The organism is Sedimentitalea sp. (genome assembly GCF_039973035.1).
Classification (GTDB): domain Bacteria; phylum Pseudomonadota; class Alphaproteobacteria; order Rhodobacterales; family Rhodobacteraceae; genus Sedimentitalea.
Genome location: NZ_JBDWLR010000088.1, coordinates 24515 through 37408, shown reverse-complemented (window position 1 = coordinate 37408; position 12894 = coordinate 24515). Strand labels below are relative to the sequence as shown.

The window sequence follows — 12894 nt, the reverse complement described above, 5'->3', positions numbered from 1 at the left end:
ACTCAGGCCCCTTTCGTCAGAATTTCGATGCAGCCATCGGGTTGACGGATTGCATCGCGGCTCGCTGGAATGATGATGGTGGTTTCGTTTTCGGTCATGGCGGCGGGGCCTGACACGCGGTGGCCAGTTTCAAGGCTGTCGCGTTCAACAACACCAGCGTCCAGGAACTCACCCGAAGCAGGATCAAACAGTTGCCGGGTCTCGCTGACCTTCGCCAGTGTCGTCTCATCCGCAGTTGCGATGCGGGCGACCTGCTCGGGCGGGGTGGTGGCGTTCACTGACCAAACCGTGATTTCGACATCCATGCCTTCGACCGTGCGGCCAAACAGTTTGGCATAATCCTCTTCAAACCGCGCAAGGAAGGTCGCCGCATCAGGTGCCATGGCCTGCGCTTCGGTCAGAGCAATCGGTATCTCCCAGCCCTGCCCCGAATAGCGCATATAGACCTTGAACTCTGCCAGGATCGGGCTGTCCGCATCGCAGGTGCGTACAAATCCAGTGGCCTCTTCTTTCAATTCCGACAACAAGGCGCTGATCCGTGGCCCGTCAAAATCGCTGAGCTGCATATATACCGAGCGGTTGGCCTCAAAGCTGAAGGGCGCGCGCAAGAATCCGATGGCCGAGCCTACGCCCGCCCCCGGCGGCACGATCAGCCGTTCGACCCCCAGTTTCTCGCACAGACGCCCCGCGTGCAGCGGCGCCGCCCCGCCAAAGGCGATCATGGTGTATTCAGACAGGTCTTCGCCATTTTCAACCGCATGAACGCGGGCCGCGTTCGCCATGTTTTCGTCCACCACCTCTGCGACGCCAAAGGCAGCCTCGACCGCATCCATTTCCAGTATGCGCCCAACATGGGTCTCCAAGGCCGCCCTTGAGCTGTCTGAATGCAATGGGATCGTACCGCCCGCGAAATTGTTGGGGTCCAACTTGCCCAGCACTAGATCAGCGTCGGTCACAGCGGGCCGCTCCCCTCCGCGCCCGTAACAGGCCGGCCCCGGTTCGGAACCCGCGCTTTCGGGGCCAACGCGGATTTGGCGCATGGCATCTACATGGGCAAGACTCCCACCGCCTGCGCCGATCTCGACCATGTCGATCACCGGGATCGAAATGGGCATCCCCGATCCCTTTTTGAACCGATAGGTCCGCGCAACTTCAAACACGCGCGATGTTTTCGGGGTCTGGTTCTTGATCAGGCAAATCTTGGCGGTGGTGCCGCCCATATCAAAGGACAACACCTTGTCCAGACCATAGCGCGCCGCGATATGCGCTGCAAAAACCGCACCACCCGCCGGCCCGCTTTCGACAAGGCGCACCGGGAAATCCGCCGCATTGGCGATAGAGATAATCCCGCCGCCCGAGTGCATCAGAAAGATCCGGCAGTCGACACCCTCGCCGCGCAAGCGCTCTTCCAAACGACCCAGGTAGGAGGCCATCAACGGCTTGATATACGCGTTGGCCACGACCGTATTGAAACGCTCGTATTCGCGCATCTGCGGGCTGACTTCGGAGGAAATGGAGACCGAAACGTCCGGCAGCTTTTCAGTCAACACATCGCGGATCATCTGTTCGTGCGTTGGGTTCAGATAGGAATGGATCAACCCGACGGCGACACTTTCAAAACCTGCTTTGGCGATACGATCCACCACGGCCTCGACCTCAGCTTGATCCAGCTCAATCATCACCTCGCCGCGTGCGTTAACGCGCTCGGACACCGTGAACCGCATTTGCCGCGCGAGCAGTGGCTCTGGCAGGTTCAGGTTCAGGTCATATTGCTCAAAACGGCTTTCGGTGCGCATCTCGATGACATCGCGAAACCCTTCGGTGGTGATCAGCGCCGTCTTGGCGCCGCGCCGCTCGATCAACGCGTTGGTGGCAAGGGTCGTGCCATGAATGATTTGACCGATCTCGTCAGGCGTCACCACCGCCTTGGCGCAAACTTGTTGCATCCCGTCGATGATCGCATTTTCGGGCGCGGTGTAGGTCGTCAACACCTTGATGGAAAACTGCGCGCCCTCTTTTTCAAGAACGACGTCCGTAAACGTGCCCCCGATGTCGACCCCAAGACGGATTGCTGCAGCTTTCATTCAATTTCACTCCGATCGTAATCCTCACCTCCTTCTGTGCGCAGATGCCTGCGACCCATCCCAAGAAGGGTGCGAAACGTAAAGAAGGAGAGAATCTGTTTCCTTCATTCCAGAGTGACAGGGGAGCATCATCACGGCAAATTCGAATAAATTCTAAGGGCAATAACTTTTAATGATCTATTCGTGTTTCTCCGCTTCTTCAGCGGCAAAGCTTGCGGCAACCTCGACAAATCGAGCCGCCCTGTCTTTATGAAATCTGGCGAAAAACCTGAGAGGTTCCGGGTGCCAATCGCACTTGATCAGCACAAGAGCAGCCGAATTGAGCTGTTCTTTTACCAGAGCCCTCGGCAGCAAAGCCGTTCCCATCCCGTCAACGGCCATCGGAACGCAAGATGCAAGGCTGTTTGAGTAGACGATTTGGTTGACGGGCAGGTTTCGGCGCTCGGCCTGTTTCAGAAGCCCACCAGACGCAAGAGTGTGTTTTCCATGCGTGAGTACGGGAGACCTCAGAATATCATCCAAATCACCAGGGACACCAATTTCATCTAGATGATCAGGTGACGCCACCCATATGTAATCGTACACACCCAACGCCAGCGAACCGCCGCCCTTGGATGGGAAAGGTTCGGGCTGCAGCGCGAGATCGATGTCCCCAGCAGAAAATTTTTTGGATATTTCCGCAGACAGCCCAACCTCCAGCTCAACAGAAACGGATGGGTAAGCGGCCCGGAATCGTCGCAAGAACGGATGCAGCCACGTACAGGCTATCAGTTCTGTCACGCCCAAACGGAGCCGGTCTACAATCAGGTCCTGTCGCGCTGCCGCCTCCCAGAATACCTCTGCGCTGCGCAAGACCTGCCGCGCTGCCGAAACCAATTTTTCCCCACGCGCCGTGAGCCGAACGGATCCCGCATCTCGGTGCATCAGAACAATGCTCAGGTCGGTCTCAAGTTTCGTTATTCTGTTCGAGATGTTCGGCTGGGTTGTACCCAGAACCGCCGCAGCCTTGCGAAAGCTGCCCATATCGACAACGCAAACCAAAGCTTCAAGTTGTTTGAGAGTCAGATGACTACTTATCATGATGCGCTACAGGATAACTTTTTTGAATGCTCGTCAATTGATGACGCTTTCTTCACCGTCCTGCGCTCAGACCTTCGAGCGATCGCTCGCATTTTAGTGAGTTGATGGTTTATCTACCTATCGATGGGTAGATAAACCGGATCAAGTAGGAGCAAATAGCAAACTGAAGATTTACGATGCCGAAGGTTTTCCCACCCCCACCCGCGTTCGCATCGCCTTGGCCGAAAAGGGGCGTGACGGATCAAGCCAAGTTCGTTGCCATTGACGTGATGGGCGGCGAGCACCGCACTGAAGCCTATGGAAAAAAGAACCCCGATGCGACTGTACCCTGTCTTGAACTGGATAACGGAACGCATATCGCAGTGTGCAACGCGGTTATCGAATACATCAACGCCACATTTGACGGCCCCACGCTGACCGGGACAACACCGAAGGAGCGCCCGCATATATCGATGATGAACGCACGCGCCGAAGCGGGCTTGCTATATGCAGTTGGAGCCTATTTCCACCACGCAATACCCGAGCTTGGCTAAGCATTGGAAACCTATCAATGCGCCGAATGGGAAAGTAAGCAAAAAGAGGCTGCAGCAGCGACTATGGCCTATCTTGTTGGTGTACTGGCAGATAACGACTATGTTGCGGGAGGCCGCTTTTCGGCGGCTGACATTACGACATTCGCGGGGCTGGCCTTTGCCGATCTCGCGAAAGTGGAAATTCCACAGTCTCATGAAAATCTTCAGGCCTGGCATTCAAGGCTCGCCAATCGCCCGCCAATCTCAGGCTAAACGCCGCACATTTTTCGCAAGGAATTGAACAATGAACCTGAATGCAGATTTCGACATCCCCGTCATCGTCCGCTCGGATCAGTTGGAATGGCAAGCCTCGCCGATGAAAGGGGTGGATCGGCGCATGCTCGACCGGATCGGCGGCGAAGTGGCTCGCGCGACCACCATCGTCCGCTATGCACCGGGCAGTGCATTTTCGGCGCACACCCATACGGGCGGCGAAGAATTCATCGTGCTGGATGGCGTATTTCAGGACGAGCATGGCGATTTTCCCGCAGGCACCTATGTGCGCAACCCACCGACCACATCGCATACGCCCGGCTCTGCCGAGGGCTGCACGATCTTCGTGAAACTTTGGCAGTTTGACATGGATGACCGCAACCAGTTGCGCAAAGATATGGCGGATGAATTGGTCGCGCCGATTGACGGTGTTGCAACCGCGATCTTACACAAAGACGACCGGGAAACCGTCAGCTACAGCCATCTTGACGCGGGAGCGACGCTGACGTCGCAGGCACAGGGCGGCATCGAGATGTTGGTCATCGACGGCAGCGTTAGTATTGGTGCTGAGAGCCTCGCCAAGAACGATTGGCTGCGCCTACCAGACGGGAAGGCCCTTTCGGCAATCGGCGGGACGGCTGGTGCAAAGGTCTGGATCAAGTCCGGCCACCTCCCCTATGCTAAAGCGCCAACAGTCTAAGATATGCAGACCGATCCATTGATTATCGGGGGCGGGCTTGCAGGAGCTTATCTTGCAAGCCGCCTGGCGGCCCTTGGACAGGATTTCCTACTGGCCGAGGCTCGCCCCCGCCTTGGGGGACGTATCGCGACCGTCCGACAGGAAGGCGGCACCTATGACATTGGCCCCACGCAGTTTTGGCCCGGCCAGCCGCGGATCGCAAAACTGGTGAAGGATCAAAGGCTGACCCGCTTTGATCAATATGCCCACGGCGATCTGATGTATGAGAATGAACACGGGAAGCCCCAACGCGGTCAGGGATTTGCCTCGATGGAAGGTTCGTATCGTCTTGAGGGTGGCTTAACTCAACTGATCGACGGTCTGGCTGCAAAAATCGACGCAGGCCATGTGCACCTGTCCACCCCGATTACCACCCTGAGCCAAACGGGCGACGGGATCACTGCAAACCTCCCAAATGGACTGAGTTGAACCCGTGCTCAGGCAACAAACGCCGGGATAGACGGAAAATCGGGCGCGAACGCCCGATTGACTTTATTTTCTTGAAAAATGGACATTCCAAGCCCGCCGGTGGCCATTAATTGGTAGTTGGATCAACACAAGTCAGAATACTTCACCCAGAACACTTTGAATGGCCACAGCTCCCGCAAGTCATACATCCCTCGATCATGCGCAATTCGTATTGGCCGCAGCTGGGGCAGGCTTTGCCGCGCGGCGCGTCTAGGTTGACCACCTGAGCCTGCGGATCGGATTTGAGCCCCATGCCCTCGCCTTCGAGGAAACCGATGGCAACCATATGACGCTCAATCACCCCACCAATTGCTGCGAGGATTGAGGGGATATATTTGCCCTGCACCCAGGCACCGCCGCGCGGGTCGAAGACGGCCTTGAGTTCTTCGACAACAAAGCTCACGTCGCCGCCACGCCGGAATACCGCGCTGATCATCCGGGTCAAAGCCACTGTCCAGGCAAAATGTTCCATATTCTTGGAATTGATAAACACTTCGAACGGACGCCGCCGACCGCTGATAATGATATCGTTCACAGTTATATAGAGCGCATGTTCGCTGTCGGGCCATTTGACCTTATAAGTATTGCCCTCCAATTCGCTGGGCCGATCCAGCGGTTCGGACATATAAATCACGTCGCCGTGCGGAACCATCGGTTCAGCTTCGGTTTCGGCGACAACTTCTGCGCCCTTGTCCTCACTCACGCTCAGAACGCTGCCTGTCACATCGTTCGGCCGGTAGGTGGTGCACCCCTTGCAACCGGTTTCCCACGCCTGCAAATACACATCCTTGAACGCATCAAAGGAAATGTCTTCAGGACAGTTGATGGTCTTGGAAATCGAGGAATCAACCCATTCCTGCGCCGCCGCCTGCATGCGCACATGCTCGCTCGGCGTCAGGGTCTGTGCGTTGACAAAATAATCGGGCAACTCCTTGTCGCCAAACTTGTCACGCCACATCTGCACGGCATAGTCCTCGACCTCTTCCTCGGTCCGACTTCCGTCCTTTTGCAAGACCTTGCGCGTATAGGCATAGGCAAAGACAGGTTCGATCCCCGACGACACATTGCCCGCATAGAGGCTGATGGTGCCCGTCGGCGCGATACTGGTCAAAAGCGCGTTTCGGATGCCGTGCTCTCGAATGGCCTCACGTACATCGTCATCCATCTGCTGCATCGTGCCGCTGGCCAGGTATTTCTCGGCGTCAAACAATGGAAACGCGCCCTTCTCCTTCGCCAATTGCACCGACGCCAGATATGCGGCGCGGGCGATCGCGCGCAGCCAGTGCGACGTCTGACGCGCTGCCTCGTCCGACCCATAACGCAAACCCATCATCAGCAAGGCGTCCGCAAGGCCGGTCACGCCCAAACCGATCCGCCGTTTGGCCTGTGCCTCGGCAGCCTGTTCGGGCAGCGGGAATTTTGACACGTCGACCACATTGTCCATCATCCGGACGGCCATGGTGACAAGTTCGGTCAAGCCTTCCTCATCCAGATGCGCAGCATCTTCGAACGGATCCGTCACCAGCCGCGCCAGGTTGATCGACCCCAGCAGACAGGCGCCATAGGGTGGCAGCGGCTGTTCCCCGCAAGGGTTGGTGGCGGCGATGGTCTCGCAATAGGCAAGATTGTTGGCGGAATTGATCCGGTCAATAAAGATCACACCCGGTTCGGCATAATCGTAAGTCGCACGCATCATCCTATTCCACAGATCGCGGGCCTGAACCGTGTGATAGATTTTGTCGTCGAATTTCAGCTCCCATGGTCCGTCGGCCTTGACGGCCTCCATGAACGCATCGGTGACCAGCACCGACAGGTTGAACATCCTCAGTCGGGCAGAATCGGATTTGGCGCTGATGAAGTCTTCGATATCCGGATGGTCGCAACGCATGGTCGCCATCATCGCCCCGCGGCGTGACCCGGCCGACATGATAGTCCGGCACATGGCGTCCCAGACATCCATGAACGACAACGGTCCGCTGGCGTCCGCCGCCACACCTTTTACATCCGCGCCCTTGGGTCGGATGGTGCTGAAATCATAGCCGATGCCGCCGCCCTGCTGCATCGTCAGCGCGGCCTCTCGCAACATCTCGAAAATACCGCCCATACTGTCAGGGATGGTGCCCATGACAAAACAGTTGAACAGGGTCACCTGCCGCGCGGTTCCGGCCCCTGCCGTGATGCGTCCGGCGGGCAAATAGCGGAAATCGGAAAGCGCGTCATAAAAGCGGTCTTCCCAATCTGCAGGGTTCTCTTCACCGCTTGCAAGGTCGCGGGCAATACGCCGCCAGGTGTCTTCGACACTCAGGTCAATGGGTGTCCCATCGGCCTCTTTGAACCGGTACTTCATGTCCCAGATTTGTTCAGCAATGGGGGCGGCAAATCGGCTCATAGATTGTCCTAGCTGGTTTTCATTGAGATTATTGATTGCAACGGCGGGACTTGAACCCACATCTATCCCGCCGTAGTACTCGTGTCGCTAGGACCGATACTACTCGAAAACGAGATGCTCTATCCAATTGAGCTACGTCGCAACTTTCTCCTAACGCGTAGGCCGCGTTAGGAGAATCCACAATAGCTTGAAGCCCAGACAAATTCCACTACCATATAGAGCCTTACTTGGGGACGACTCTGTGGATAAAACCGTCAATCTCATCAAGCTGTCTGTCGGGACCGAAAGTGTTGAGGATCTGGCCCGTTGGCAGAAAACTCGCCGCGCAGAACGCGAGGACGGCCTACCCCGGCACGTCACCCGAATGTGGCCAAAGCGCGAAGGCGAAATTCTGAATGGCGGCTCGATCTTCTGGGTCATCAAAGGGCTGGTCCAATGCCGTCAACGCATTCTGCGACTGGACGAAGTGTTCGGCGACGATGGTATCCGGCGCTGTGCCATCGTTTTGGACACGCAGTTACATCGCACCCAGTCCGTGCTAAAACGCCCGTTTCAGGGTTGGCGATATCTGTCGCCGCAGGATGCTCCGCCCGACCTGCCCGAAGGGCGCGAAAACGATGATGCATTGCCGGTGGAACTCAACCGAGCCTTGGCAGAGATCGGTGTGATCTGAAGAAAATCACCAACATGTCACTGTTGCAACTCGGTGATATCGGTTAGAAGACCAAAAAACTCCAACAGCAAAGCCGAACACAGAACCGGCATCGAGCAGGAGAACAAAAATGTACAGAATTCTGGTGGCCCTGCTGGCAGCGGCCATCCTTGTCAGTTGTGGGCGCGGCGTCGAGCGGGTTGCCCCCGTCGTTCCTGCCAAGCTGGACCCGGAAACCAACCTTCTGGTTTATCCGCGCTTCGGCGATTCCAAGCCGCACGCCTGGGACGGTCGCGATCCCTATTCCTATCCGATCCACGGCATCGATGTCGCCCGCTACCAGAGCGATATTGATTGGCCTCGGGTGAAATCCGCCGGGATCAACTTTGCTTTCATCAAGGCAACCGAAGGCGGCGACTATCTCGATCCGATGTTCCAGGAACACTGGAACGGAGCGCGTCGCGCTGGTGTGCGCCACGGTGCCTATCACTTTTACTATTTCTGCCGTCCAGCCCATGAACAGGCAACGTGGTTCATTCAGAACGTCCCGCGCAGCAGCTCGGACCTGCCGCATGTTCTTGACATGGAATGGAACCATCAGTCCCGCACTTGCCGCCTGCGTCCAGACGGGGCAACCATCCAAGCCGAGGCCAAGATCTTTCTGGACATGCTCGAAGCGCATTACGGCCGCCGTCCCGTGGTCTACACCACTGTGGATTTCTTCCGAGAGACCGGCATCGACAAGCTGCGCAACACAGAATTCTGGCTGCGTTCGGTCGCAGGGCATCCACGCACGGTCTATCCCGGCGCGTTCTGGACGTTCTGGCAATATACCGGCACCGGTATCGTTCCCGGCATCTCCGGTCCGGTCGATCTGAACGTGTTCAGGTCCTCACCAGAAGCATGGCTGCGCTGGTCGCGCTGACGCGCGGCGCGGCTCAGCCAACCTGTCTGATCAACGCCTTAAGCGCCTTGCGATCTGCGTCAGTAACAGGCGCGGATCGGCTGCGCCAAAGCGTCGCCTGACTGCGCAGGATCAACCCATCGGTCAACAGCTTCAGGTGATTGGCCCGCAGCGTGTCACCGGTCGAGGTGATATCGGCAATCGCCTCGGCGGTTTCATTCATCACCGTGCCTTCGGTCGCGCCCTGACTATCAACCAGTTGATAATCCGCCACCCCGGCATCGCGCAGAAATCTATGCACCAGACGGTGATACTTGGTCGCGATCCGCAGGCGATGGCCATGATGGGCGCGAAACGCCGCCGCGACCGCGTCCAGATCATCCAGCGTATCCACATCAACCCAGCATTTAGGCACCGCCAGAACCAGATCGGCATGGCCAAACCCCAACGGATTGACCTCTTCGGTCTGCTGCTCCCACAGCGGCAGCTTTTCCTGCACCAGATCGGTGCCTGTCACGCCCAGATGGATACGCCCCGCGGCCAGTTCCCGTGGAATTTCGCCTGCCGACAGCAACACCAAGTCAACGCCGTCGACCCCTGTCACTACGCCAGCATACTCCCGCTCTGATCCGGTGCGGCTCAGAGTGATGCCCCGCTTGGCAAACCAGCCAAAGGTCTTTTCCATCAGCCGCCCTTTGGACGGCACGCCCAGCTTGACACTCATACCGCGCCCTCTCCGAGTTCCAGCATGAGGCCCGGCCGCAAAACGCCGCCAACCGCCGGAATTTCGCTGCCTCCGCCGAGGTGGCGGGTCAAGGCGTCATACCGGCCACCCGTAGCAATCGGCGGCAAGTCCGGGCGGCGTTCGGCATAAAAGCCAAAGACAAACCCATCGTAATATTCCATCGATGTGCGGCCGTAACTTGCCTCAAAATCAAGGTTCTCCACATCAATCCCGCAAGCATCCAGAGCGCCAAGCCGCGCCTCAAGCAGATAGAGCGACTGGGTGATCGACGGCAAATCAACGGCAATATCGCGCAAATGCGCCAGCGCAAACGGCGCTGTTTCGCGTACCGAAAGCAGGTTGTCCAAAGCCGATATTTCGGTTGCGGATATGGGCGGTGTTTCGGCATCCGCGCGCAAGGCATCGATCCGTTCCGCAACTTCGGCCTGCCCCCGTTTCCCGTTCCAGGGCGCATTGACCGCCAACGGGTCCTCTGCCGCAAGCAATGCCGCACGGGTTGCTGGCACCGGCACACGCCGGGAATATCGATCAAGCAAGGCTCGGAACCGCCGAGGCCGCCAGATATGCCGCATCAGCGCCGCTTTGCGCCGTTCGGTGGTATCAAGGCCCCGCACCGCCGCCATCAGAATGCCAATATCGCCTGTCGCCGCGCGCAGGTTCAGCCCGGATACCGCTTCGGCGATCCGGGCAAACACCTCGGCATCCGCCGCCGCTGCGTTGGAGCGGTCAAACAATTCGTATCCGACCTGTACATATTCGCTCGCGCGATCCGGATGCTCGTCCTGATGGCGAAACACTTCACCGGAATAGGTATAGCGGGCAGGCTCGGCTCCGAATTCCATGTGCATCTGCACCACTGGAACCGTAAAATCCGGGCGTAACATTTGCTCGCCATGCAGCGCGTCGCTGGTCACATAGGCCCGCGCGCGGATATCTTCGCCATAAAGGTCCAGCAAGGTTTCCGACGGTTGCAGGATCGGCGTTTCAATCGGCAGCCCGCCCGCCGCCTGAAACAGCGCACGCAGGCGCGCCGCCTCGGTCAATGTCTCGGCACGGGTCGGCATCAGTCCTGTCCGATCTCGTGAATCGCAAGAATTTCGCGCACCTTGTCGAGCATCTGATCGCGCGGCACTTCGAACTGGCTGGGGCGTTCTTTCCATTCTTCCAGCGTCGCGTTTTCTGCAATCTGTGCGCCAAGGATCAGGTCCTTGATCTGAACCACGCCGCGTTCCTTTTCGTCGCCGCCCTCGATAATCGCCACTGGGCTGTTGCGACGGTCCGCATACTTCAGCTGATTGCCAAAATTCTTTGGGTTGCCCAGATACACTTCCGCCCGGATACACGCATTTCGCAACTCTGCGACCATTGCCTGATAATCCGCCATCCGATCCCGATCCATGACCGTTACGACGACCGGCCCCTGCTCGACCGCCTTGATCCGCCCCTTCTCCCGAAGCGCGGCAAGCAACCGATCCACCCCGATAGAAATGCCGGTCGCCGGCACTTCCTGTCCGGTGAACCGCTTTACCAGATCGTCATAACGTCCACCGCCGGCAACCGAGCCGAATTGCCGCTTGCGACCCTTTTCGTCAAAGATTTCAAAGGTCAGTTCGGCCTCATAGACCGGGCCCGTGTAATAGCCGAGCCCGCGCACGACCGATGGATCAATGATGATACGATCCGGGCCATAGCCTTGCGCCGCGAGCAAATCCGCGATCTGCTCAAGCTCGTTGACACCTTGCTCCCCAATCGTCGAACCTGCCACCAAATCGCGCAGACGGGCAACGGTGTCCGCGCCGGTATCTCTTCGGGCGTCCATAAAGCCCATAATGACGGCGGCCTGTTCATCGCCAAGCCCCGCGCCATCGGTGAAATCGCCGCTCGCATCCTTGCGCCCCGCGCCGAGAAGAGCCCGGACGCCTTCGGAACCCAACCGGTCAAGTTTGTCGATTGCCCGCAATACAATCCCGCGCTCGTGCGCCCGGACGTCCGGGTTTGCAGGATCCAAGACTCCCGCAACCTCCATCACTCCGTTCAAAACCTTGCGGTTGTTGATCCGCACCACATAATCACCGCGCGCGATTCCAACGGCTTCCAACGTGTCGCTCAACATCGCACAGATCTCGGCATCCGCGGCCATGCTCGCCGACCCAACTGTGTCCGCATCACACTGATAAAACTGGCGAAACCTCCCCGGCCCCGGCTTTTCATTGCGCCAGACCGGCCCCATCGCATAACGCCGGTAAGGTGTCGGCAGGTCATTGCGATGTTGGGCAAACACCCGCGCCAACGGAGCCGTCAGATCATAACGCAGCGCCAGCCAGTCGGCCTCGTCCTCCTGCCAGGCAAAGACGCCTTCGTTCGGACGGTCCACATCTGGCAGGAACTTACCCAATGCTTCTACGGTTTCAACCGCCGAAGACTCCAATGCATCAAAGCCATAGCGATGATAGACGCCCGCGATCGCCTGCAACATATCATTGCGCTGTGTCACCTCTGCGCCGAAATAATCGCGGAACCCCTTGGGCGTTTCCGCCTTGGGGCGAGGTTGTTTGCGGGTCTTGGCCATATCGGGCGTCCTTGGGCAGTCCGGTTGCCGCGGGGTCTAGCCCAAGGGCATGACAGGGGCAAGGCAGGCAACGCTCTGCCGTTGGAATTGCCGCCCAATCACGGTATGAGCCGAGAAACTCAACAAAGGGCACGCCATGCAACATCTCGAAGAAAAGATCGCTCACCTGCTCCGCAGCGTGGATGAACTGAGCGATGTCGTGGCCCAGCAACAACACGAAATCGACACGCTGACTCGTCGGGTTCACATGCTCATGCAACGTGAGGGCGAGCGGGACGCAGAACGTGGTGGCGGGATCGTTCTGGGCGACGAGCGTCCACCACACTATTGATTGAGTGCAGATGAGGGGCGCTGCCCCTCAAACTCCCCGGAGTACTTTGACAAAGCTGAAAGACAAGTGACCCTAGAATTTCATCTTTGCTCAAATACTCCGGGGGAGGCGCCCAGAGGGCGACGGGGGCAGAGCCCCCTGTTGTCAG

General features: G+C 58.0%; 13 protein-coding genes and 1 tRNA gene. 7 read left to right on the top strand and 7 right to left on the bottom strand.

Features of this window, described 5'->3' with window-relative positions; genetic code table 11:
* Nucleotides 1-2: 2 nt before the first annotated feature.
* Together ABJO75_RS22340 and ABJO75_RS22335 are read right to left on the bottom strand one after the other, a co-directional pair.
* Nucleotides 3-2084: a hydantoinase/oxoprolinase family protein gene (locus tag ABJO75_RS22340; protein WP_348126074.1), complete on the bottom strand. Its 2082-nt coding sequence runs from the start codon at nucleotides 2082-2084 to the stop codon at nucleotides 3-5.
* Between the two features lie 177 nt (nucleotides 2085-2261).
* Nucleotides 2262-3164 carry a LysR family transcriptional regulator gene (locus ABJO75_RS22335; RefSeq protein ID WP_348126072.1) on the bottom strand — a complete coding sequence of 301 codons (903 nt, stop codon included), beginning with the start codon at nucleotides 3162-3164 and terminating at the stop codon, nucleotides 2262-2264.
* Between the two features lie 233 nt (nucleotides 3165-3397).
* Here ABJO75_RS22335 and ABJO75_RS22330 point away from each other — a divergent pair, with 233 nt between their 5' ends.
* The 4 genes from ABJO75_RS22330 to ABJO75_RS22315 are packed head-to-tail and all read left to right on the top strand — an operon-like array spanning nucleotide 3398 to nucleotide 5117.
* On the top strand, nucleotides 3398-3697 hold the full coding sequence (locus ABJO75_RS22330) for a hypothetical protein (protein ID WP_348126071.1): 300 nt from the start codon (nucleotides 3398-3400) through the stop codon (nucleotides 3695-3697).
* Nucleotides 3698-3700: 3 nt separating this feature from the next.
* Entirely contained in the window at nucleotides 3701-3949 is a 249-nt protein-coding gene (locus tag ABJO75_RS22325) for a glutathione binding-like protein (RefSeq protein ID WP_348126069.1), read from the top strand.
* 31 nt (nucleotides 3950-3980) lie between these two features.
* The gene (locus tag ABJO75_RS22320; protein ID WP_348126067.1) at nucleotides 3981-4649 is read left to right on the top strand and encodes a cupin domain-containing protein; all 669 of its coding nucleotides are present in this window, start codon (nucleotides 3981-3983) and stop codon (nucleotides 4647-4649) included.
* 3 nt (nucleotides 4650-4652) lie between these two features.
* Nucleotides 4653-5117, top strand: a complete 465-nt coding sequence (locus ABJO75_RS22315) for an FAD-dependent oxidoreductase (protein WP_348126065.1) — start codon at nucleotides 4653-4655, stop codon at nucleotides 5115-5117.
* Nucleotides 5118-5259: 142 nt separating this feature from the next.
* Here the strand turns inward: ABJO75_RS22315 and ABJO75_RS22310 are convergent, their stop codons facing one another.
* Nucleotides 5260-7545, bottom strand: a complete 2286-nt coding sequence (locus ABJO75_RS22310; protein WP_348126063.1) for an adenosylcobalamin-dependent ribonucleoside-diphosphate reductase — start codon at nucleotides 7543-7545, stop codon at nucleotides 5260-5262.
* 35 nt (nucleotides 7546-7580) lie between these two features.
* Nucleotides 7581-7687 (bottom strand) — tRNA-OTHER (locus ABJO75_RS22305).
* Between the two features lie 99 nt (nucleotides 7688-7786).
* On the opposite strand from ABJO75_RS22305, the gene ABJO75_RS22300 reads away from it, so the two are divergent.
* A complete protein-coding gene (locus ABJO75_RS22300; RefSeq protein ID WP_348126062.1) occupies nucleotides 7787-8218 on the top strand; it encodes a DUF1489 domain-containing protein in 432 nt (143 codons plus the stop codon).
* A 109-nt stretch (nucleotides 8219-8327) separates the two neighbouring features.
* Nucleotides 8328-9122, top strand: a complete 795-nt coding sequence (locus ABJO75_RS22295; RefSeq protein WP_348126060.1) for a GH25 family lysozyme — start codon at nucleotides 8328-8330, stop codon at nucleotides 9120-9122.
* 13 nt (nucleotides 9123-9135) lie between these two features.
* On the opposite strand, the gene hisG is transcribed toward ABJO75_RS22295, so the two are convergent.
* The 3 genes from hisG to hisS are packed head-to-tail and all read right to left on the bottom strand — an operon-like array spanning nucleotide 9136 to nucleotide 12415.
* The gene (gene hisG / locus ABJO75_RS22290; RefSeq protein WP_348126059.1) at nucleotides 9136-9825 is read right to left on the bottom strand and encodes an ATP phosphoribosyltransferase; all 690 of its coding nucleotides are present in this window, start codon (nucleotides 9823-9825) and stop codon (nucleotides 9136-9138) included.
* A complete protein-coding gene (locus tag ABJO75_RS22285; protein WP_348126057.1) occupies nucleotides 9822-10910 on the bottom strand; it encodes an ATP phosphoribosyltransferase regulatory subunit in 1089 nt (362 codons plus the stop codon). The genes hisG and ABJO75_RS22285 overlap by 4 nt, the downstream gene beginning before the upstream one ends.
* A complete protein-coding gene (gene hisS, locus ABJO75_RS22280; RefSeq protein WP_348126055.1) occupies nucleotides 10910-12415 on the bottom strand; it encodes a histidine--tRNA ligase in 1506 nt (501 codons plus the stop codon). Before hisS ends, ABJO75_RS22285 begins: the two co-directional genes overlap by 1 nt.
* Before the next feature lie 136 nt (nucleotides 12416-12551).
* On the opposite strand from hisS, the gene ABJO75_RS22275 reads away from it, so the two are divergent.
* Nucleotides 12552-12746, top strand: a complete 195-nt coding sequence (locus ABJO75_RS22275) for a SlyX family protein (RefSeq protein WP_348126053.1) — start codon at nucleotides 12552-12554, stop codon at nucleotides 12744-12746.
* The last annotated feature ends 148 nt before the right edge of the window (nucleotides 12747-12894 follow it).

Bases quoted from the DNA above. Each gene is read 5' to 3' on its own strand.
- ABJO75_RS22315 (WP_348126065.1), top strand. From the start codon at position 4,653: ATGCAGACCGATCCATTGATTATCGGGGGCGGGCTTGCAGGAGCTTAT.
- hisG (WP_348126059.1), bottom strand. From the start codon at position 9,825: ATGAGTGTCAAGCTGGGCGTGCCGTCCAAAGGGCGGCTGATGGAAAAG.
- ABJO75_RS22340 (WP_348126074.1), bottom strand. From the start codon at position 2,084: ATGAAAGCTGCAGCAATCCGTCTTGGGGTCGACATCGGGGGCACGTTT.
- ABJO75_RS22335 (WP_348126072.1), bottom strand. From the start codon at position 3,164: ATGATAAGTAGTCATCTGACTCTCAAACAACTTGAAGCTTTGGTTTGC.
- ABJO75_RS22295 (WP_348126060.1), top strand. From the start codon at position 8,328: ATGTACAGAATTCTGGTGGCCCTGCTGGCAGCGGCCATCCTTGTCAGT.
- ABJO75_RS22285 (WP_348126057.1), bottom strand. From the start codon at position 10,910: ATGCCGACCCGTGCCGAGACATTGACCGAGGCGGCGCGCCTGCGTGCG.
- ABJO75_RS22310 (WP_348126063.1), bottom strand. From the start codon at position 7,545: ATGAGCCGATTTGCCGCCCCCATTGCTGAACAAATCTGGGACATGAAG.
- hisS (WP_348126055.1), bottom strand. From the start codon at position 12,415: ATGGCCAAGACCCGCAAACAACCTCGCCCCAAGGCGGAAACGCCCAAG.
- ABJO75_RS22320 (WP_348126067.1), top strand. From the start codon at position 3,981: ATGAACCTGAATGCAGATTTCGACATCCCCGTCATCGTCCGCTCGGAT.
- ABJO75_RS22275 (WP_348126053.1), top strand. From the start codon at position 12,552: ATGCAACATCTCGAAGAAAAGATCGCTCACCTGCTCCGCAGCGTGGAT.